The sequence below is a fragment of the Bradyrhizobium sp. CCBAU 45321 genome, assembly GCF_028128975.1.
Lineage (GTDB): Bacteria > Pseudomonadota > Alphaproteobacteria > Rhizobiales > Xanthobacteraceae > Bradyrhizobium > Bradyrhizobium yuanmingense.
On the sequence record NZ_LFKZ01000126.1, the window covers coordinates 259,586 to 280,794 of the forward strand.

Genomic DNA, 21,209 nt, shown 5'->3' on the forward strand with positions numbered 1-21,209 from the left:
GTTCTCTCTAGCAGAAGGCCGGGCCAAGACAAGAACCACGGCTCAAGGCTTGGAACCCGCGTGGGGCGGGAGAGGGAGCGGGTGCGGCAGGGTTTGAAGTTGGGGTGAAGGTCCGGTCTGCCGGGTCCTTGAAGGAGACGGGTTGATGGCGTTGGGGCGTTTTTGTTCGGTGATGGCGCTCGTTTGCATGTGGTTGAGCGCCTCGGTCGACCCCTCGCATTCGAAGGACAATACCCCGCAGGCCAGCAGCGGCTTGCCGGTGCCGCGCTATGTCAGCCTCAAATCGGATCACGTGAACGTCCGCGCCGGCCCGACCAAGGACAACGACGTCGCCTGGGTCTACACCCGCGCCGGCCTGCCGGTCGAAATTACCGCCGAGTTCGAGAACTGGCGCCGGGTGCGCGATTCCGAAGGCGCCGAGGGCTGGGTCTATCACTCGCTGCTGTCGGGCCGCCGCACCGCGGTCGTCACCATGAAGCACAAGGACGATCTCGCTCCGATCTATGACCGGCCCGATCCCGACAGCGCGGTTGCGGCCAAGCTCCAGGCCGGCGTCGTCACCCAGGTCAAGAAATGCGCCGCAGGCTGGTGCCGTGTCATCGGCAACGGCTTCGACGGCTGGATTCAGCAGGAGCGCCTCTGGGGCGTCTACGCCGACGAGCAGGTGAATTGAGGACAATAGGCGGAGGGCGCGCTCGCCGCTCCAACGTCATGCCCGGGCTTGTCCCGGGCATCCACGTCCTTCACGCCCAGTCCAAAAACGTGGATGGCCGGGACAAGCCCGGCCATGACGGCAAACTCGGCAGTTTGAATCGATCTCAGCGCTTCTTGCGCAGGCGCACGACCATGTCGATGCGGGAGATCTCGTAGCCCTCGGGCACCTCCGGCATCTTGGACAGCGCCAGATGCGGATCCTCGATGTCGACCAGCTCGTGGCTGTTCTCGAGATAATAGTGGTGGTGGGTGGTGACGTTGGTGTCGAAATAGGTCTTGGTGCCGTCGACGCTGACCTGGCGCAGCAGACCGGCATCGGTGAGCTGGTTCAGCGTGTTGTAGACGGTCGCCAGCGACACCGGGACCTTGGCGAGGGTGGCTTCCTCGTAGAGCATTTCAGCCGTGAGGTGGCGTGCGCCCTTGCCGAACAGCAGCCAGCCCAGCGCCATGCGCTGGCGCGTCGGCCGCAACCCCGCGGACTGCAGCATTTCGTTGACGTCGTGCCAGGGACACCCGGTCAGGGCCGGCTGGCGGCCGGACAGGAGGGCCGCGGCATGGTCGTCGTCGTGTTGGGACGCGGTATTCTCGTTCATTTCCAAGATTTCGGGCACGCGTGAACAATATCTCCCTGTAACATAAGAAGAGAAAGATGCAGATGCAAGTTTCTCGCAACTAGAGACGTTCTAATCAGGCTCGGAACCGGTTGGGGAGCGCGTCATTTTACCTTCATCTCTGCGCTTTGCCACCCGAAATGGCGTGTGTTAGAGAGCGCGCGGTTCCGCTTAGCCGATTTTGGCGCAGCCGGGCATGGAGGCCCGGTCGGCAATCCATGCGAAGCTTGCGCAAGTCGCGGCCGGCGGTGGCGATTGGCGGTCCGATCAGACGGGCCCATTTTCGCCAGGAACGCCGCTCAATCGGGATTTGAACAGAGGCTCGTGAATGCTGAACAGGCGCAACGGTTACGACTACGAAGATCTGCTGGCCTGTGCCCGCGGCGAGATGTTCGGCCCAGGCAACGCCCAGCTGCCGCTGCCGCCGATGCTGATGTTCGACCGCATCACTGACATCAACGACAATGGCGGTGAGTTCGGCAAGGGTCTGGTGCGCGCCGAGCTCGACGTGAAGCCCGACCTCTGGTTCTTCGGCTGCCATTTCAAGAACGATCCGGTCATGCCCGGCTGCCTCGGACTCGATGCGCTGTGGCAGATGGTCGGCTTCTACCTCGGCTGGAGCGGGGGGGAAGGCCGCGGCCGGGCGCTTGGCCTGAGCGAGCTGAAGTTCGGCGGCCAGGTGCTGACCGACGCCCGCAAGGTTGTGTACAACGTCGATATCAAGCGCGTGATGCGTTCGAAGCTCGTGCTCGGCATCGCCGACGGGTGGCTTTCGGTCGATGACCAGATTATCTATCGCGCCAAGGATCTGAAGGTCGGCCTGTTCAAGCAGGGCACGAGCCTGGGCTGAGCGCATCACTAAGAAGACAACGATTGAGGCGAGGCTGTCATGAGGCGGGTTGTGGTCACCGGGATGGGCATCGTCTCGTCGATCGGAAACAACACCCAGGAAGTGCTTGCGAGCCTTCACGAGGCGAAGTCGGGCATTTCGCGGGCTGAGAAATATGCCGAGCTCGGCTTCCGTTCGCAGGTGCAAGGCGAGCCGTCGCTCGATCCGTCGACGGTGGTCGACCGCCGTGCGATGCGCTTCCTCGGCCAGGGCGCGGCGTGGAATCACATCGCGATGGAGCAGGCGATCCAGGATTCCGGCCTGTCGCCCGACGAAGTCTCCAACATCCGCACCGGCATCATCATGGGCTCCGGCGGCCCCTCGGCGCGCACCATCGTCGAAGCCGCCGACATCACCCGCTCCAAGGGACCGAAGCGCGTCGGCCCGTTTGCGGTGCCGAAGGCGATGTCCTCCACGGCGTCCGCGACGCTCGCGACCTGGTTCAAGATCAAGGGCGTGAACTATTCGATCTCCTCGGCCTGCGCGACCTCGAACCATTGCGTCGGCAATGCCTATGAGACCATCCAGATCGGCAAGCAGGACGTCATCTTCGCCGGCGGCTGCGAGGAGCTGGACTGGTCGCTGTCGGTGCTGTTCGACGCCATGGGCGCGATGTCCTCGAAGTACAACGACACGCCGGCCACGGCCTCGCGTCCCTACGACCTCAATCGCGACGGCTTCGTCATCGCCGGCGGCGCCGGCGTCTTGGTGCTGGAAGAGCTCGAGCATGCCAAGGCGCGCGGCGCGCGCATCTACGGCGAGGTCGTCGGCTATGGCGCGACCTCTGACGGCCACGACATGGTGGCGCCGTCGGGCGAAGGCGCCGAGCGCTGCATGCGCATGGCGATGTCGACGGTGAAGACCAAGGTCGACTACATCAACCCGCACGCGACCTCGACGCCGGCCGGCGACCCGCCGGAGATCGAGGCGATCCGCAAAGTATTCGGCGTCGGCGAGAAGTGCCCGCCGATCTCGGCGACCAAGGCACTGACCGGCCACTCCCTCGGCGCCACCGGCGTGCAGGAAGCGATCTATTCGCTGCTGATGATGAACAACGGTTTCATCTGCGAGAGCGCGCACATCCAGGAGCTCGATCCCGTGTTCGCCGACATGCCGATCGTGCGCAAGCGCATCGACAACGCCAAGATCGGCACGGTGCTGTCGAACTCGTTCGGCTTCGGCGGCACCAACGCGACCCTGGTGTTCAGCCGGCTGGATGCGTGATTTCAGCGACGCTGTCGTGCCCCGCGAAGGCGGGGCATCCAGTACGCCGTGCCCTCACGACTACCACGACTGTCTCGGAATACTGGATCGCCCGCCTGCGCGGGCGATGACGTCGGAATGATAAGGAGCCGCGAGGCAATGGAAGGTCTGATGAAAGGCAAGCGCGGTTTGATCATGGGCATTGCCAATGATCATTCCATCGCCTGGGGCATGGCGAGGACGCTGCATGCCCACGGCGCCGAGCTTGCCTTCACCTTCCAGGGCGAGGCGCTCGGCAAGCGCGTCAAGCCGCTGGCAGAGCAGCTCGGCGTCGATCTGGTGCTGCCTTGCGACGTCGAGGACATCGCCAGCGTCGATGCCACCTTCGCGGTGCTCCGCGAAAAGTGGGGCGGGCTCGACTTCGTGATCCATGCGATCGGCTTTGCCGACAAGAACGAGCTGAAGGGCCGCTACGCCGACACCAGCCGCGAGAATTTTTCGCGCACCATGGTGATCTCCTGTTTCTCGTTCACGGAGGTCGCAAAGCGCGCCGCCGAGCTGATGACGGAAGGCGGCAGCATGATCACGCTGACCTTCGGCGCCTCGGAGCGCGCGATGCCGAACTACAACGTGATGGGCGTGGCCAAGGCGGCGCTGGAGGCTTCCGTGCGCTATCTCGCCGCTGATTTCGGACCGCGCGGCATCCGCGTCAATGCGATCTCCGCCGGCCCCATCCGCACCCTCGCCGGCTCCGGTATCGGTGAGGCGCGCGCAATGTTCGCCTTCATGCAGAAGCACGCGCCGCTCCGCCGCGGCGTCACGCTCGACGAGCTCGGCGGCTCGGCGCTGTATCTGCTGTCGGATCTGTCCGGCGGCGTGACCGGCGAGATCCATTATGTGGATTCGGGCTACAACGTCATCCTGATGCCGCGGCCGGATGATTTGAAGTCGGAATAGGATGCTTTCGTAGCTCTTGTAGGGTGGGCAAAGGCGCGCCCTTCGCGCCGTGCCCACGAGCTCTCAAGGATCGCGACGCAAGGTGGTGGGCACGCTTCGCTTTGCCCACCCTACAAATCCTGAGCTTGTCTATCCCGCCGCGATCTTCTCCGCGCGCTGGAACGCCGGCCGCGCCGTGCAGCGCGCGAGGTAAGCATCGAACGCGGGGCGCGACGGCACCATCTTGAACAGGCGTACCGCGAAATTCAGGCCGGCGCCGATCACGACGTCGGCGGCGGAAAATTCCTCGCCGAGAATCCACGGACCCTTTTCGAGCGCGGCTTCCAGCACGTCGAACACCTGCGTGGCGCTGCCCCAGGCCGCCGTCGAGGTCGGGATCTCGATCTTGGTGAAGATCTGGGTGATGGCCGGCTCGATGCAGCCCGGAGAGAAGAACAGCCATTGCAAGTAGCGCGCGCGGCGCGGGTCGGTCACGGCGGGTGCGAGCTTGGTCTCGGGATAGCGGTCTGCGATGTAGGCGCAGATCGCCGCGGCTTCGGCGAGCGCGGCATCGCCGTCGGTCAGCGCCGGCACCTTGCCCATCGGGTTGATCTTCAGATAGTCCGGCGCCTTCTGCGCGCCGGTCGAGATGTCGGTCAGCACGCGCTCATAGGGCAGGCCGCTCTCCTCCATCAGCCAGAGCGTCGTGAACGAGCGCGAGCGGGGCGACCAATAGAGCTTGATCATGGCGGGGAACCTTCATTGCTGGAGCAGCTGAGGTAGCGTCTTGTCGAGACTCGTCGTCAGCAGCGTGCGGACACCATCGCGCAGCGCGTGGTTGCCCGCCACCTCGTTGGCAGACGCCGGAAAGGCCGTCTCATCCAATTCCTTGTTGGGGCCGCTGATCGGGTTGATCCCGATCAAGCGTGATATCATGGGTTCGGCATCCGTTGACGCCGCGCCTTTCTTGACGACCTCGAACGACTGTCCGTCGTACACGGTGATATAGGTCAGCGCGAACAGGAACGTGCGTCGCTTGATGGGATTGCCCCACTTCACGATGCCAAATCCCTCGACAGATTGGTTCGTGTTGCTGAAGCCGTTCTGGAATCTCTCGACCAGGACATAGAGCTGACATTTGGTGCCTGCCGCGCTCTGCTGAACGAATTCCTGTCGCTCCTGGTTTCGTCTCAGCATCGGCGATCCGGATCCACCGGCCTGCGCCCAGGCGCTCGGCGAATAAGCGAGGCGCTTGACGGATTTGCCGGACGCGGCCGCGCGAACCCGCGACATGACGATGTCATCAAGTCTCCAACCATCGATCGCGACGGGCGCGTACTCGTTGCCAAACATGGTGAAGCCAACCTGCTGAACACCGAACCGGTTGCCGACGACGGAAATAAGGCCAATCCCGCACGGTCCTGCATCCGCAGCGGCAGGCTGTTTGGAGCTCGAGGGGGCTTTCGGCGTGGCGCTCTTGGCTGGCCGAGCCGGTGATGGAGCGGATTGGGCCGCCGCGCCTGCGATGAGCCCGAACAGAAAGATCGTAGTCAAGCAGATGCGAAACATGGGACGGCTGATGCGGGTTGCGGCTTCCGGTATATTCTCGTCGACGAGAGACATCTACTAGTGCGGGCCGATTGCAACCGCAAGGTGAAGACCCGCTCGTCCTACCCGCCGCCTGGCCGTGGCCGGTTCCACCGGTAACACTTCATCACGAACCCGTTCGACGGCTCGATCTCTTCCTTCTCGAGCACAAAGCCTTCGCGTTCGTACCAGCGCCAGGCCTTTTCGTTCTCGCGGACGCAGCGCAGATACATCTCGTCGGGCATTTGCGTGCGCGTGAAGGCGAGCAGCTTCCGCCCGAGGGATTGCCCCTGATAGGCGGGCGCGACGAACAGCATGTCGAGATAGAGCTTTGGCAGATGCAGCGCCAGCATCGCGGCGATCGTGCCGCGATCGTCGGCGACGAACAGGCTCCAGCCGTTCTCGATCTCGCGCCGTATGCGCGCCCGCAGGTTCGCCAGCAGGAAGTCGCTGGCTTCGGCGAGCCCGGTCGAGACCCAGCTCTCCATCCAGACGCGCCCGATCTCGTCGTACTCATCCGCGCGGGCGGGGCGGATGACCGGATGCGACATCCGCCGATCAAGCCTTCTGGCTGCGCAGGGATTGCCGCGCGCGCACCTTGCCGGCCGACAGGCACACCACCTCGGAAATCTGCAGCAGCTGCCGCGCCAACGGGCTGGTCTTGCGCCAGACCATGCCGATGGTGCGCGACGGCTCGGGGTCGCGGAAGCGCGCCAGCGAGACCGAGGCGGACCGCGTCTCCACCGGCACCGCCATCTCCGGGATCAGGGTGACGCCGATGCCGGCGCTGACCATCTGCACCAGCGTCGACAGCGAGTTCGCATCCAGCATCTCGCGCGGCGGCGCGGCCTGCATGTTGCAGAACGACAGCGCCTGGTCGCGGAAACAGTGCCCCTCCTCGAGCAGCAGAAGCCGCATCTCGCGCATCATCTCGCGTGACGGCACCGGTGTGCCTTCATCGGCGCCCGGCCGCACCAGCAGAAATTTCTCCTCGAACAGCGCGACCTCGGTGAGCGAGGGCTCCGACACCGGCAGCGCCACGATGGCGGTGTCGAGCCGTCCTTCCACCAGTTCCTGGATCAGCCGCGGCGTCATGGTCTCGCGCACGCGGATGTCGAGCTCCGGATGCATGCGCGTGAGATTCTTGGTGATCTTGGGCAGCAGGTAGGGTGCGATGGTCGGGATCATGCCGATGCGCAGGCGGCCGGCGAAGCGGTCTTGCGAAGCGCGCGCAAAATCGCCGAGCTCGTCGACCGAGCGCAGGATGTCGCGGACCCGTTGCGCCAGCTCCTCGCCGAACCGGGTCAGCGCGACCTGGCGGGCGCTGCGCTCCAGCAGCAGGCCGCCCAGCGCCTCCTCCAGCTCCTTGATCTGCATTGACAGGGCCGGCTGCGAGATCGAGCAGGACTCGGCCGCGCGGCCGAAATGGCCGTGACGGGCCAGCGCGTCGAAATACCGGAGCTGGCGCAGCGTCAGATTTATCATCAGAAAATCCTATCGCAGCGATCACTAAAGTCAACTTCCCCTGATAGGACGCTGCGCTTAGAGTGGTTCTACCTGGTCAAGGGCGCGAGTTCGACGCCGCCAGAGGAGGTATTCATGGACGACACTTCGAAGTGCCCGTTTTCGGGCGGAAAACCCACGCGCACAAACCGCGATTGGTGGCCGACGCAGCTCAACATCGAGGTGCTGCACAAGAATTCGGACAAGTCCGATCCGATGGACAAGGACTTCGATTATGCCAAGGAGTTCAAGTCACTCGACCTGAATGCGGTCATCAAGGACCTGACCGCCCTGATGACGGACTCGCAGGAATGGTGGCCCGCCGACTTCGGCCACTATGGCGGTCTCATGATCCGCATGGCCTGGCACAGCGCGGGCACCTACCGCACCACCGACGGCCGCGGTGGCGCCGGCGCCGGTCAGCAGCGTTTCGCCCCGCTCAACAGCTGGCCCGACAACGCCAACCTCGACAAGGCACGCCGTCTGCTGTGGCCGATCAAGCAGAAATACGGCCGCAAGATTTCCTGGGCCGATCTGATGGTGCTCGCCGGCAACGTCGCGCTGGAATCGATGGGCTTCAAGACGTTCGGCTTTGCGGGCGGCCGCGTCGACGTCTGGGAGCCGGAAGAACTCTATTGGGGTCCCGAAGGCACCTGGCTCGGCGATGAGCGCTACAGCGGCGAACGCCAGCTCGCCGAGCCGCTCGGCGCCGTGCAGATGGGCCTCATCTACGTCAATCCGGAAGGTCCGAACGGCAAGCCGGACCCGGTCGCCGCAGCCAAGGACATTCGCGAGACCTTCGCCCGCATGGCGATGAACGACGAGGAGACCGTCGCGCTGATCGCCGGCGGCCACAGCTTCGGCAAGACCCATGGCGCCGGCGATCCCTCGCTGGTCGGCCCGGAGCCGGAAGCCGGCGCGCTGGAAGATCAGGGCCTCGGCTGGAAGAGTAAGCACGCCACGGGCCACTCGGGTGATGCGATCACCAGCGGTCTCGAGGTCACGTGGACGAAGACGCCGACGAAGTGGAGCAACAACTTCTTCGAGAACCTGTTCAACTTCGAATGGGAGCTGACCAAGAGCCCGGGCGGCGCCAACCAGTGGGTGGCCAAGAACGCGGAGGCGATCATCCCCGATGCTTTCGACAAGTCGAAGAAGCATCGGCCGACCATGCTGACGACGGACCTCTCGCTGCGCTTCGATCCCGCCTACGAGAAGATCTCGCGTCGCTTCCTGGAGAACCCGGATCAGTTCGCGGACGCCTTCGCCCGTGCTTGGTTCAAGCTCACCCATCGCGACATGGGGCCGATCCAGCGCTATCTCGGCCCGCTGGTGCCGAAGGAGACGCTGATCTGGCAAGATCCGATTCCGGCCGTGAACCACGAGCTGGTCAGTGAGCAGGACATCGCGGCTCTCAAGTCGAAGATCCTGGCCTCGGGCCTGACGGTGCCGGAGTTGGTCTCGACGGCCTGGGCCTCGGCCTCGACGTTCCGCGGCTCGGACAAGCGCGGCGGCGCCAACGGTGCGCGCATCCGCCTTGCTCCGCAGAAGGACTGGGAGGTCAACGAGCCGGCCCAGCTCGCCAAGGTGCTCGGCAAGCTCGAAGCCATCCAGAAGGACTTCAACGCGTCGTCTGGCGCCAAGAAGGTCTCACTGGCGGACCTGATCGTGCTCGGCGGCACCGCCGCAGTCGAGAAGGCTGCCAAGGATGCCGGCGTCGACGTCAAGGTCGGCTTCACGCCGGGCCGCATGGATGCTTCGCAGGAGCAGACGGACGCGGCCTCGTTCGCACCGCTGGAGCCGCGCGCCGATGGCTTCCGCAACTACATCGGCAAGCGGCATCAGTTCATGCAGCAGGAGGAAGCTCTGGTCGATCGCGCGCAGCTGCTCAGACTCACAGGTCCCGAGATGACGGTTCTGGTCGGCGGCCTGCGTGTGCTCGGCGCCAACGCGAACGGTTCGAAGCACGGCGTGCTCACCACCAAGGTGGGAACGCTGAGCAACGACTTCTTCGTCAACCTGCTCGACATGAGCGCGCAGTGGACGGCCGCTGCCGATGGCACCTATGAGGCACGCGATCGCAAGACCAATGCGGTGAAGTGGACCGGCACCCGCGTCGATCTCATCTTCGGCGCACACTCCCAGCTTCGCGCCTTCGCCGAGGTCTATGCCACCTCGGACTCCAAGGAGAAGTTCGTCAAGGATTTCGCCAAGGCCTGGACCAAGGTGATGAACCTCGACCGCTACGACCTCGCGGCGTGAGGATGACACCTCTCCCGCTTGCGAGAGAGAGCGCAGTAGTCACGAGAAAGGGCGGCCGAGAGGCCGCCCTTTTTATGGTTTCCGATTGTGCTCACACGTCGAGTGTGCCGGCCTTCGCGGCAGCGTAGCGCTCGCCCACCGCCTTCCAGTTCACCGTGTTCCACCATGCCTTGAGATAGTCGGCGCGCCGGTTCTGGTAGTTCAGATAGTAGGCGTGCTCCCAGACGTCATTGCCGAGCAGCGCCCGCTTGCCGTCCATCATCGGATTGTCCTGGTTGGGTCGCGTTTCGATGGCGAGCTTGCCATCCTTGCTGACAGTCACGAACACCCAGCCCGAGCCGAAGACCCGTCCGCCGGCAGCGTTGAAGTCGGTTTGCAATTTCTCCATGCCACCGAGATCGCTGTCGATCGCGGCGAGCAGGGCGCCTTCCGGCTTGCCGCCGTTCGGTCCCATGATCTGCCAGAACATCGTGTGGTTGGCGTGGCCTCCCATGTTGTTGCGGACGCCGGTGCGGATCGCGTCGGGTACGGCGCCGAGATTGCCGAGCACCTCGCCGACCGGCTTTCCAGCGATCTGGGGATTGTCCTTCGCGAAATTGTTCAGGTTGGTAATGAACGCCTGGTGATGGCGGCCGTGATGAATCTCCATCGTCTTGGCATCGATATGCGGTTCCAGCGCATTCGCCGGATAGGCCAAAGGATCGAGCTTGAACGGCCCTGCGGACGCCGCGGCGGCTTGCGCAAACGCCATGCGCGGGGCAGCGGCAGCCGCGACGAGGCCGGTTGCAGTGAACATGAGGCGGCGCCGGGATATGGACGTCATTTGGTTCTCCTGTCTTGGGACGATCCGCTGATGAAGCGTACGGCGGTACGATAGTTACGCAACACCAGCCATTCCGGGTTTCGAACGCGGTCACTCCGACGCTGCGGCGGAAGCGCGCATGGCCTGCGATGATGCAGGCGGCACGGCAAAGAAAAAGGGCGGCCTCTCGGCCGCCCTTCGCGTTTCCGGACTGTCGCGAGGCCTTACTCGCCGGCGGCTTCGCGCGGGGCCTTCTCGCCCTCGCCGCCCTTGTCCTTGCCTTCGAGGTCTTCGCCCGTGGTCTGGTCGACCACCTTCATCGACAGGCGGGTCTTGCCGCGGTCGTCGAAGCCGAGCAGCTTGACCTTGACCTTGTCGCCTTCCTTGACGACGTCGGAGGTCTTCTGCACGCGGTTGGCCGCGAGCTGGCTGATGTGGACGAGACCATCCTTGGAACCGAAGAAGTTCACGAAGGCGCCGAACTCCATCACCTTGACGACAGTGCCGTCATAGATCTGGCCGACTTCCGGATCGGACGCGATCGACTTGATCCACTTGATCGCCGCCTTCATCGCCTCGCCGTCGCTGGAGGCGACCTTCACGGTGCCGTCGTCCTCGATGTTGACCTTGGCGCCGGTCTTCTCGACGATCTCGCGGATCACCTTGCCGCCGGTGCCGATCACTTCGCGGATCTTGTCGGTGGCGATCTTGAAGGTCTCGATGCGCGGCGCGTATTCGCCGAGCTCGGCGCGGGCCGCGGTGAGGGCCTTGGCCATCTCGCCGAGGATATGGATGCGGCCGTCCTTGGCCTGAGCCAGCGCGACCTTCATGATCTCTTCGGTGATGCCCTCGATCTTGATGTCCATCTGGAGCGAGGTGATGCCCGCTTCCGTGCCGGCGACCTTGAAGTCCATGTCGCCGAGATGGTCCTCGTCGCCGAGGATGTCCGAGAGAACCGCAAAGCGCTTGTCTTCGAGGATCAGGCCCATCGCGATGCCCGCGGTCGGCCGCTTCAGCGGCACGCCCGCATCCATCAGCGCCAGCGAGGCGCCGCAGACCGAAGCCATCGAGGACGAGCCGTTGGACTCGGTGATCTCCGACACCACGCGCGTGGTGTAGGGGAATTCATGGTGCGGCGGCAGCACCGGACGAATCGCGCGCCAGGCCAGCTTGCCGTGGCCGATCTCGCGGCGCTTGGTGCCGCCGAGGCGGCCGGTCTCGCCGACCGAATAGGGCGGGAAGTTGTAGTGCAGCAGGAACGTTTCCTTGTAGGTTCCGGACAGCGCGTCGATGTACTGCTCGTCCTCGCCGGTGCCGAGCGTGGTCACGACCATCGCCTGGGTCTCGCCGCGGGTGAACAACGCCGAGCCGTGGGCGCGGGGCAGCACGCCGACTTCGGCGACGATGTTGCGCACCGTCTTGCTGTCGCGGCCGTCGATGCGCTTGCCAGTGTCGAGGATGTTCCAGCGAACGATCTTGGCCTCGAGCTCCTTGAACACGCCGGCGACACGGAGCTTGTCGTATTTCGACTCCTGGCCCTCCGGGAAGTAGTGGGCCATCACCTTTTCCTTGGCGACGCCGACGGCGGCATAACGCTCCTGCTTGATCGGAATCGCGTAGGCGGCGCGCAGCTCCTGCTCGACCAGGCCGAGCATCTCCTTCTCGAGCGCGGCGTTGTCGATGACGGTGACTTCGCGCGGCTCCTTGGCGGCCTTCTCGGCGAGCTCGATGATCGCGTTGATGACCGGCTGGAAGTGGCGGTGACCGAACATCACCGCGCCGAGCATGATGTCTTCGTTCAGTTCCTTGGCTTCCGATTCCACCATCAGCACGGCGTCGGCAGTGCCGGCGACGACGAGGTCGAGCTGGGTGTCGACCATCTCGTCGAGCGTCGGGTTGAGAATGAACTCGTCATTGGCGAAGCCGACGCGGGCCGCGCCGATCGGGCCCTTGAACGGCACGCCGGACAGCGTCAGCGCCGCGGAGGCCGCGACCATCGCCACGACGTCGGGATCGTTCTCCATGTCGTGCGACAGCACGGTGACGATCACCTGGGTCTCGTTGCGCCAACCGTCGACGAATAGCGGGCGTATCGGTCGGTCGATCAGGCGGGAGACCAGCGTCTCCTTCTCGGTCGGACGGCCCTCGCGCTTGAAATAGCCGCCGGGAATGCGGCCCGCAGCGTAGGCCTTTTCCTGGTAATCGACCGTCAGCGGCAGGAAGTCGACGCCTTCGCGCGGCGCCTTCGCCGCGACGACGGTGGCGAGCACCACGGTCTCGCCATAGGTGGCGACGACGGCGCCGTCGGCCTGGCGGGCGATCTTGCCGGTTTCGAGCTTGAGTGGGCGTCCGCCCCAGTCGATCTCGACTGAATGCTTATTGAACATAGAGGTCTTCTTTCATGGGTTCTCGAAAGAAGGGACGGCTCTCGAAAAACAAAAACCATGCGCAAGATTGCGGGACGCTGATCGGAGCGGATGATCAGCGTCCTGCGATCCTGCCATGGTTTTTGGATGTCGGATGGCGTCCATCCTTTCGGGTCATACGGGCGCCTTGCCCGTTGTGCCCAGCCGCCGGATTGCTGCTGGACTGTCAGTCGGCACGAATGCGAACACCGAAACTTCGATCTTCGCTCATCATGCCCGGAGGCGAATCAACAATCCGCATCCGACTTGCGCGCAACCTCGATCAAAAAGCTTAAAACAAGCGCTTTCGTTCGAAACCACGCGCGAAAACGCGCGCCGGTGGCGCGCGCAGGAACTCTTAACGACGAATATTGTGCTTCTCGAGCAGCGCCTTGTACCGCGCCTCGTCCTTCTTCTTGAGATAGTCGAGGAGCGAGCGGCGGGTCGAGACCAGCTTCAAGAGGCCGCGACGCGAATGGTTGTCCTTCACGTGGGTCTTGAAATGGTTGGTGAGGTTGTTGATGCGTTCCGACAGGATCGCGACCTGAACCTCGGGCGAGCCGGTGTCGCCGGCCTTGGTGGCATTCGTCTTGATGACTTCCGCTTTGCGTTCTGCGGCAATCGACATCGTCAATTTCTCTCGTTGCGACCGGGGCTGGCAGTCAGGCCGGTCAGGTTGAACACACGCTTGGGGATGATTTCGCCATTGCCAACTTCGGCAAGCGCCAAAAGACGGCCTGCCACCGTGACATAGACTGTGCCGCTACAAGTGGGCGCATCCCGTCCGCGCAACAAAACGGCCTGGCCCCGATGGAGCCTTGCCGCATCAGCCCGAGTGACGGCCAGTGCCGGGATGTCGTCCAGCGCGGTCTCAACGGGCAAAAGCGCGTCGGCGAGGCTGCCCTCGCCGGACGCGGCTCTATCGCACAAAGCCTCCAACTGATCCAGCGGAATCATGTCGTTTTCGCCAAATGGGCCGACCAGGGTCCGCCGCAGCGCGCAAATATGGCCGTAAGTGCCGAGAATCCGGCCCATATCGCGGGCGAGCGCCCGGACATAGGTGCCCTTGCCGCATTCGGCCTCGAACACGGCCCGGTCGTTATCTGGTTGATCGACAAGGGTTAAATGGTGAATCTCGACCGGGCGGGGGGCCAGTTCCACGACTTCGCCGTCGCGGGCGAGATCATAGGCGCGCTCGCCCTGGACCTTGATCGCCGAATAGCGCGGCGGGATCTGCTCGATCACCCCGGTGAAGCGGGGCAGCAGGGCCAGGATCGCCTCCCGGCTCGGGCGCTGGTCCGAGGTCGCGGTCACCCGGCCCTCGATGTCGTCGGTGTCGCGCTCCTCGCCCCAGCAGACCGTGAAGCGGTAGCGCTTGCGGCCGTCCATCACGAAGGGGACGGTCTTGGTGGCTTCCCCGAGTGCGATCGGCAAGCCGCCCGAGGCGAGCGGATCGAGCGTGCCGGCGTGTCCGGCGCGCTTGGCGTTGAACAGGCGCTTGAGCACGGCGACCGCCTGCGTCGAGGTCATGCCGATCGGCTTGTCGAGCACGACCCAGCCATGGACGTCGCGGCGGTCGCGGCGGACCTGGTTGCCCTTCTGCTGCTTGGCCCGCGGATCGTTGTTGACGCGGCGCGGCTCCTGATGCGGCTGCGAATTGCCGCCCATCTCCGCGAAATCGTTGGTCTGCGCGTCGCGCTGATCGGTGTCGTTGCCGCCGATCGTGCCGTGAGCGGGGTCCATGGTCATTGCTCTTCTTCCCGATCCGAATCCGGATCCTGTTCCAAATCCTTCTGCACCGCAGGCGTTCGCAAAAGCTTCTCGATCCGTTCCGCTTCGTCGAATCGTTCGTCGACGCGGAAGCGAATGTCAGGTGCAAATTTCAGGTTAACGCGCCGCGCGACCTCGCCGCGCAAGAACTTCTTGTTGCGCTCGAGCGCAGCGATGACGATCTCGGCGTCGCGGCCACCGAGCGGCATCACGTAGACCGTCGCGAGCTTCAGGTCGGGCGACATCCGTACCTCCGGCACGGTGATGATGTGACCTTCGAGGTCGGCATCATGCACATTGCCTTGCGCCAGAATATCGGCCATCGCGTGGCGAACCTGCTCGCCGACGCGCAACTGACGCTGCGAGCCGCCGGGCGCGGAACTCTTCTTCTGATGATGCCGTGGCATTATTCGAATATCACCTCGTCATGTCCGCATCTGGGACACGGGCATTGTCATTTGTCCTGTTGAAACGAAGAGGGGTGGATGGCCGGAAAAATCCGGCCATCGCACTCCCGCAATCTCAGTTCAAAAAGATCCGAACGCTTCGGTAAGATTTGGACTTACAGGGAGCGCTGGATCGTCTCCACGCGATAACACTCGATCACGTCACCGGCACGCATGTCGTGGTAGTTCTCGAAGGCCATGCCGCATTCCTGGCCGGACTGGACTTCCTTCACTTCGTCCTTGAAGCGCTTCAGCGTCGACAGCTTGCCTTCGTGCACGACGACGTTGTCGCGGATCAGGCGCACATTGGCGCCGCGTTCCACGGTGCCGTCGGTGACGCGGCAGCCGGCGACCTTGCCGACCTTGGAGATGTTGAAGATCTCCAGGATCTCGGCATTGCCCAGCATGGTTTCGCGCAAGGTCGGCGCGAGCAGACCGCTCATCGCCTTCTTCACGTCGTCCACGAGGTCGTAGATGATGTTGTAGTAGCGGATCTCGATGCCGTTGCGCTTGGCGGCCGCAGCGGCCTCCTTGTTGGCGCGAACCGAGAAGCCGATGATCGCGGCGTTGAAGCCTTCGGCCAGCGTCACGTCGGATTCCGAGATGCCGCCAACGCCGGCATGCAGGATGCGGGCGGCGACCTCGTCGGTGCCGAGCTTCTCCAGCGAGCCGAGGATGGCTTCCAGCGAACCCTGCACGTCGGCCTTGACGATCAGCGGGAATTCCTTGCGGCCCGCCGTCTTCAATTGCGACATCATCTGCTCGAGCGAGCCGCGCATGCCGGAGATCGAGGCTGCCGCGTTCTCGCGCTTCTGGTGCGCGCGGTAACTGGTGACCTGGCGGGCGCGGGCTTCGTTCTCGACCACCGCGAGACGATCGCCAGCCTCGGGCGGGCCGTTGAAGCCGAGCACCTCGACCGGCACCGAGGGGCCGGCCTCCTGCACGGTCTCGCCCTGATCGGAGATCAGCGCGCGGACGCGGCCCATTTCGGCACCGGCGACGATGATGTCGCCGACGCGAAGCGTGCCGCGCTGCACCAGCACGGTCGCGACCGGACCACGGCCGCGATCGAGCTTGGCCTCGATCACGGTGCCTTCGGCCGGACGCTCCGAATTGGTCTTGAGGTCGAGGATTTCGGCCTGCAGCGCGATCATCTCGAGCAGCTTGTCGAGATTGGTCTTGTTCTTGGCGGACACCTCGACGTCGACGACTTCGCCGCCGAAAGATTCCACCTGCACCTCGTGCTGGAGCAGCTCGGTGCGCACGCGCTCGGGCTTGGCATCGGGCTTGTCGATCTTGTTGATGGCAACGATGATCGGCACGCCGGCCGCCTTGGCGTGATTGATGGCTTCGACCGTCTGCGGCATCACGCCGTCATCGGCCGCGACCACCAGCACGACGATGTCAGTCACCTTGGCGCCGCGGGCGCGCATCGCGGTGAACGCTGCGTGGCCGGGCGTGTCGATGAAGGTGATCTTCTTGCCGGTTTCAGGCGATGTCACCTGATAGGCGCCGATGTGCTGGGTGATGCCGCCGGCTTCGCCGGAGACCACGTTGGCGTGACGGAGCGCGTCGAGCAGCGAAGTCTTGCCGTGGTCGACGTGGCCCATGACGGTCACCACCGGCGAGCGGGTCTCGGTGTCGGTCGAATCGTCGGTAGCGTCGAACAGACCTTCTTCAACGTCGGACGCAGCAACGCGCTTGACGGTGTGGCCGAGCTCTTCGGCAATCAGCTGCGCGGTGTCGGCGTCGATCACGTCGGTGATCTTGTGCATCGCGCCCTGCTTCATCAGCATGCGGATGACGTCGACCGCGCGCTCGGACATGCGGTTGGCGAGTTCCTGGATCGTGATCGCTTCCGGAATGACCACTTCGCGGATGAGCTTTTCCTTCGGCTCATTCGAGGCGTGCCCCTTCAGGCGCTGGGTGCGGCGGCGGAACGAGGCGATCGAGCGCTCGCGCACCTCATCGGCATTGAGCGCGGTGACGACGGTCAGGCGGCCGCGCTCCTTCTGCGGGCCGGGCTTGTGGGTGGGCTTGGGGGCTACCACGGGACGCGCGGCGCCGCCGGGACCGCGACGGATCTGGCGCGGCGCCTCGTCGTCGTCAGCTTCGGCCGCAACGGCGGGGCCGCGGCCAGCCGGTCCACCCGGACGCTGCGCGGTCGTGGTTGCAGGACGCGCCGTCGTGGTTCCCGGGCGCGCTGTGGTAGTGGTTCCAGGCCGGGACGCAGGCGCACCGGGGCGCGGTGCGGAAGCGGCGGGTGTTGCGGTCGCGGAGCGCGCGGCGGATGTCGGCTGCTCACCCTCGCCGAAACGCTTCTTGGCCTCGGTCTCGGCCTTGCGCTTGGCTTCGTCCTCGTGACGGTGGCGCTCTTCCTCGGCCTTGCGGCGGGATTCGGCGGCTTCGCGCTCGGCGCGCTCGGCAGCCTCACGGGCGGCGCGGCGCTGAGCCTCTTCCTCGGCCTGGCGGCGCTCCTCGACTTCGCGCAGCTTGGCGTCGGCCAGCGCGCTGGCACGGGCCGAACGCTCATCTTCGGTCAGCGTGCGAAGCACCACGCCGGAACCGGCGTTGCGCGGCGGGGGCGGAGCCGGACGCGGCGGCGCGGCGGGTGCGGCCGGCGCGGGCTTTGCCGTCACCTCGGGCGCGTGCGGCTCGGGTCCGTCGCCAATGCGGCGCTTGCCGCGCTTCTCGACCACGACCTGCTTGCTGCGGCCATGGCTGAAGCTCTGGCGCACGGTGCCCGTTTCGACGCGCGGCTTGAGCGATAGCGTCTTGCTCGGAACGCTCAGCTTCTTGTCGCCAGGGGTCTTGGTATCAACCATTCAGCAGTCCTAATCCTGATTTATCAGTGTTGTGCGTTGCCGCACCATCCAATCGGGTCGTCGTTGTCTCTCAGAAATCCTGGCCGGGTTTTTCGGCAGTCTTGTCGTCGTCCGCCATCCGGTATCGGACCAGGATCTGGCTACGTGACAGGAATGACTTGCTCGCCGGGCCCGCGAGCAGGGCAGCATGTATCACATTTGACCGGGTCAGTGCCAAATCCAATTCTACCGATTTCAGAGCGGTGACGACGGGAATCTGCGCCTTAGCACCGCGATTCCCGGCATTCTGACGCGCCAGCATGTCCAATTTGCGGATTCCGTCCGCGGCCCCGTCGCTGGCATGGATCAGGACCTCGACCGTGCCTTCCCGAAGGGCGCTTTCGACCTTGCCGAAACCGGCCACGACCTGGCCCGCCTTGGCGGCGATCCCAAGGGCTTCGGTCACGCTCCGGACCAGGAGCGCCTCGATGTCGGTGGGAAGCGTCTGAGGGATGCGCAGCTCGCGCTTGAAGGCCTTGCTAAATTGGTGACGCCGCACCGCTTCCGCAACCGTCTTGCGGGAGGCGGTGAGCCACATCCCGCGTCCGGGCAGCTTGCGCTTGAGATCGGGAACTATTTGTCCGTCAGGCGATGCGACGAAGCGGATCAGCTCGTCAATCGGCCGGACCTCGCGGCTGACCGCGCACATGCGCATGGTCGCGGACCTTTCGGTCCGCGGCCCATGGTCAAGTTCGAGGTCGGAATCTGCAAGCATCCGGGCGACATTCTCCTTTGCCCTTAAGCCGGCTGATCTTCGGTCGCCTCGGCCTCCTCGGTGGGCTTGGCGAGATCGGCTTCGGTGATCCAGCCGGCCTTGACGCGGGCCTGCATGATCATCGCTTCGGCGTCGTCACGGGAGATGTCGATGCCGTCGAGCGCACCGGCGTGCTTGGTCGGCTCGCTGCCTTCCTTGCGCTCGGTCCAGCCGACCAGATCGTCGGTGGCGCAGCCGGCGAGGTCCTCGACGCTCTTGATGTCGTTCTCGCCGAACTTCACCAGCATCTTCGAGGTCACGCCGGGCACGTCCTTGAGCGCGTCCTCGACGCCGAGCTCCTTGCGCCTCGCCTCGAGCTCGGCTTCCTGCTGCTCCAGGTATTCGCGGGCGCGATTCTGCAGCTCCTGCGCGGTCTCCTCGTCGAAGCCCTCGATGCCGGCGAGCTCCTTGACGTCCACCATCGCGAGCTCCTCGACCGAGGTGAAGCCCTCGGACGCCAGCAGCTGGCCGACCACTTCGTCGACGTTGAGCGATTCCATGAAGACGCGGGTCGAGTTCTCGAAGTCGGCCTGGCGGCGCTCCGATTCCTCCTGCTCGGTCAGGATGTCGATATCCCAGCCGGTGAGCTGCGAGGCCAGGCGCACGTTCTGGCCGCGGCGGCCGATCGCGAGCGAGAGCTGGTTGTTGGTGTCGGGCACCACGACCTCGATGCGCTCGCGGTCCTCGTCGATCACGACCTTGGAGACTTCCGCCGGCGCCAGCGCGTTGACCACGAAGGTCGCGATGTCGGGCGACCATGGAATGATGTCGATCTTCTCGCCCTGCAGCTCGTTGACCACCGCCTGCACGCGCGAGCCGCGCATGCCGACGCAGGCGCCGACCGGATCGACCGAGGAATCGCGGGAAATCACGCCGATTTTCGCACGCGAGCCCGGATCGCGGGCCACCGCCTTGATCTCGACGATGCCGTCATAGATCTCCGGCACTTCCTGCGCGAACAGCTTCGCCATGAACTGGGGATGGGTGCGGGAGAGGAAGATCTGCGGGCCTCTCGTCTCGCGGCGGACGTCGAAGATGTAGGCACGAACGCGGTCGCCATTGCGGAATACTTCGCGCGGCAGCATCTCGTCGCGGCGGATGATGGCTTCGCCGCGGCCGAGATCGACGATCACGCTGCCATATTCGACGCGCTTGACGACGCCGTTGACGATGTCGCCGATGCGGTCCTTGAATTCCTGGTACTGCCGGTCGCGCTCGGCCTCGCGCACCTTCTGCACGATGACCTGCTTGGCCGATTGCGCGGCGATGCGGCCATATTCCAGCGGCGGCAGGGTGTCGGCGATGGTGTCGCCGACCTGGGCGCCGGGATTGGCGCGCTGCGCGTCCACCAGCGAGATCTGGTTGGAATGATTCTCGACCTTGTCGACCACCAGCATGTGGCGCGACAGCCGCAGCTCGCCCTTCTTCGGGTCGATCTCGGCATGAACGTCAGTCTCGCTGCCGTAACGGGCGCGCGCCGCCTTGGCGATGGCGTCCTCCATCGCCGCGATGACGATGCCGCGGTCGATCGACTTCTCGCGTGCGACGGCGTCGGCGATCTGAAGCAATTCGAGTCGGTTGGCGCTGACTGCCATGGCTAGTCTCCTTGGTCAGGCTCGATCTCGCCGCGCCGCGCGCGTTCGGCGGCAAGGCGATGTTTCTTCGTGTTGGTCGGGGCCGGCTTCTTCTTCGGCTTGGTGTTCTTGGTGATCTTCTCGCTGATTCTGGCGTGCGGCGCCTGCGGCGGCTCGAGACCGAGATTGCGCCGCATCTCGCGCGCCTCGGCCTTGCCGCGGCGCATGGATTCGGCGATCAGCTCGTCGGTCAGCACCAGCCGGGCATCGCCGATATCCTCCATGGTCAGGAGAACGTCGGCATCGTCGCCGGCCTTGGCATCGTCGCGATGCAGATGCACGCGGTCGCCCTCGACGGCGCCGAGCGTGCCGCGGAAGCGCTTGCGCCCCTCATGCGCGACCGCCATCTCGATCTTCACCAGGTGCCCGGAATAGCGCTCGAAATCGGAGCGGCGCACCAGCGGGCGGTCGATTCCCGGCGAGGAGATCTCGAGCCGATAGGCGCGGTCGATGGGATCGGCGACGTCGAGCACGGGCGACAGCGCCCGCGAGATCGCCTCGCAATCCTCGATCTGCATCGAGCCGTCCGGCCGCTCAGCCATGATCTGCACGGTGCAGCCGGCTTCGCCGGAAATGCGGATCCGGACCAGGCGGTAGCCCATGCCCTGCAGCACGGGACCGGCCACCGCGGACACCCGCGCCGCGACGCCGGGCTCGACCACGAGCCGCGGCTCGGCCAGCAATTCGGCATCCGTGGAACCAGGGTTCGGTTCGGTCATGTCCAGGGTCAGGGCGCTCGTTGGTTAAGGCTTGGTTACGATTTCAAAGCCCGCTTCGGAACTTTCCCGACGACGCGTCGGGCGCATCTCCCGCCGAGCCGCGTTCAGGT

Annotated in this window: 19 protein-coding genes; 5 read left to right on the forward strand and 14 right to left on the reverse strand. The window is 64.8% G+C overall.

The features are described 5' to 3' along the window. Window positions 1–145 precede the first annotated feature (145 nt). The gene (locus tag ACM43_RS24615; protein ID WP_157285970.1) at window positions 146–673 is read left to right on the forward strand and encodes an SH3 domain-containing protein; all 528 of its coding nucleotides are present in this window, start codon (window positions 146–148) and stop codon (window positions 671–673) included. Window positions 674–818: 145 nt separating this feature from the next. On the opposite strand, the gene irrA is transcribed toward ACM43_RS24615, so the two are convergent. Continuing rightward, a complete protein-coding gene (irrA, locus tag ACM43_RS24620) occupies window positions 819–1,307 on the reverse strand; it encodes an iron response transcriptional regulator IrrA (RefSeq protein WP_036009037.1) in 489 nt (162 codons plus the stop codon). Window positions 1,308–1,653: 346 nt separating this feature from the next. Here irrA and fabA point away from each other — a divergent pair, with 346 nt between their 5' ends. The 3 genes from fabA (at window position 1,654) to fabI (ending at window position 4,374) form a co-directional block, all read left to right on the forward strand. Next, window positions 1,654–2,175 (forward strand): bifunctional 3-hydroxydecanoyl-ACP dehydratase/trans-2-decenoyl-ACP isomerase, encoded by a 522-nt coding sequence (gene fabA / locus ACM43_RS24625; RefSeq protein ID WP_036009034.1) that lies wholly within the window; start codon window positions 1,654–1,656, stop codon window positions 2,173–2,175. A gap of 39 nt (window positions 2,176–2,214) precedes the next feature. Continuing rightward, window positions 2,215–3,438: a beta-ketoacyl-ACP synthase I gene (gene fabB / locus ACM43_RS24630; protein ID WP_036024480.1), complete on the forward strand. Its 1,224-nt coding sequence runs from the start codon at window positions 2,215–2,217 to the stop codon at window positions 3,436–3,438. A gap of 138 nt (window positions 3,439–3,576) precedes the next feature. After that, window positions 3,577–4,374 (forward strand): enoyl-ACP reductase FabI, encoded by a 798-nt coding sequence (gene fabI, locus ACM43_RS24635; protein ID WP_271543481.1) that lies wholly within the window; start codon window positions 3,577–3,579, stop codon window positions 4,372–4,374. Window positions 4,375–4,503: 129 nt separating this feature from the next. Here the strand turns inward: fabI and ACM43_RS24640 are convergent, their stop codons facing one another. The 4 genes from ACM43_RS24640 to ACM43_RS24655 are packed head-to-tail and all read right to left on the reverse strand — an operon-like array spanning window position 4,504 to window position 7,425. Next, on the reverse strand, window positions 4,504–5,100 hold the full coding sequence (locus ACM43_RS24640; protein WP_109141855.1) for a glutathione S-transferase family protein: 597 nt from the start codon (window positions 5,098–5,100) through the stop codon (window positions 4,504–4,506). A gap of 12 nt (window positions 5,101–5,112) precedes the next feature. Beyond that, window positions 5,113–5,976 carry a hypothetical protein gene (locus tag ACM43_RS24645; protein ID WP_271543484.1) on the reverse strand — a complete coding sequence of 288 codons (864 nt, stop codon included), beginning with the start codon at window positions 5,974–5,976 and terminating at the stop codon, window positions 5,113–5,115. 47 nt (window positions 5,977–6,023) lie between these two features. Beyond that, window positions 6,024–6,491: a GNAT family N-acetyltransferase gene (locus tag ACM43_RS24650; RefSeq protein WP_271543486.1), complete on the reverse strand. Its 468-nt coding sequence runs from the start codon at window positions 6,489–6,491 to the stop codon at window positions 6,024–6,026. 7 nt (window positions 6,492–6,498) lie between these two features. Beyond that, the gene (locus tag ACM43_RS24655) at window positions 6,499–7,425 is read right to left on the reverse strand and encodes a hydrogen peroxide-inducible genes activator (protein ID WP_271543488.1); all 927 of its coding nucleotides are present in this window, start codon (window positions 7,423–7,425) and stop codon (window positions 6,499–6,501) included. A gap of 114 nt (window positions 7,426–7,539) precedes the next feature. Between ACM43_RS24655 and katG the strand changes: the two genes are divergently transcribed. Then, complete coding sequence (katG, locus tag ACM43_RS24660; protein WP_271543490.1) at window positions 7,540–9,705, forward strand: catalase/peroxidase HPI; 2,166 nt, start codon at window positions 7,540–7,542, stop codon at window positions 9,703–9,705. A gap of 91 nt (window positions 9,706–9,796) precedes the next feature. On the opposite strand, the gene ACM43_RS24665 is transcribed toward katG, so the two are convergent. The 9 genes from ACM43_RS24665 to rimP form a co-directional block, all read right to left on the reverse strand. Continuing rightward, window positions 9,797–10,528 (reverse strand): superoxide dismutase, encoded by a 732-nt coding sequence (locus ACM43_RS24665; protein ID WP_271543491.1) that lies wholly within the window; start codon window positions 10,526–10,528, stop codon window positions 9,797–9,799. A 203-nt stretch (window positions 10,529–10,731) separates the two neighbouring features. Beyond that, on the reverse strand, window positions 10,732–12,894 hold the full coding sequence (gene pnp / locus ACM43_RS24670) for a polyribonucleotide nucleotidyltransferase (RefSeq protein ID WP_271543493.1): 2,163 nt from the start codon (window positions 12,892–12,894) through the stop codon (window positions 10,732–10,734). A 376-nt stretch (window positions 12,895–13,270) separates the two neighbouring features. After that, the gene (gene rpsO / locus ACM43_RS24675) at window positions 13,271–13,540 is read right to left on the reverse strand and encodes a 30S ribosomal protein S15 (protein WP_008540131.1); all 270 of its coding nucleotides are present in this window, start codon (window positions 13,538–13,540) and stop codon (window positions 13,271–13,273) included. 2 nt (window positions 13,541–13,542) lie between these two features. Continuing rightward, window positions 13,543–14,661: a tRNA pseudouridine(55) synthase TruB gene (gene truB, locus ACM43_RS24680; RefSeq protein ID WP_036009001.1), complete on the reverse strand. Its 1,119-nt coding sequence runs from the start codon at window positions 14,659–14,661 to the stop codon at window positions 13,543–13,545. Further along, entirely contained in the window at window positions 14,658–15,089 is a 432-nt protein-coding gene (gene rbfA, locus ACM43_RS24685; protein ID WP_271543496.1) for a 30S ribosome-binding factor RbfA, read from the reverse strand. Before rbfA ends, truB begins: the two co-directional genes overlap by 4 nt. Window positions 15,090–15,244: 155 nt before the next feature. After that, window positions 15,245–17,953, reverse strand: coding sequence for a translation initiation factor IF-2 (gene infB / locus ACM43_RS24690; RefSeq protein WP_157285962.1), 2,709 nt, complete (start codon window positions 17,951–17,953; stop codon window positions 15,245–15,247). Between the two features lie 70 nt (window positions 17,954–18,023). Continuing rightward, window positions 18,024–18,707: an RNA-binding protein gene (locus ACM43_RS24695; RefSeq protein WP_025032907.1), complete on the reverse strand. Its 684-nt coding sequence runs from the start codon at window positions 18,705–18,707 to the stop codon at window positions 18,024–18,026. Between the two features lie 23 nt (window positions 18,708–18,730). Further along, on the reverse strand, window positions 18,731–20,341 hold the full coding sequence (gene nusA, locus ACM43_RS24700) for a transcription termination factor NusA (RefSeq protein ID WP_036024506.1): 1,611 nt from the start codon (window positions 20,339–20,341) through the stop codon (window positions 18,731–18,733). Window positions 20,342–20,343: 2 nt separating this feature from the next. Next, window positions 20,344–21,099 (reverse strand): ribosome maturation factor RimP, encoded by a 756-nt coding sequence (rimP, locus tag ACM43_RS24705; protein WP_271543500.1) that lies wholly within the window; start codon window positions 21,097–21,099, stop codon window positions 20,344–20,346. Between the last annotated feature and the right edge of the window lie 110 nt (window positions 21,100–21,209).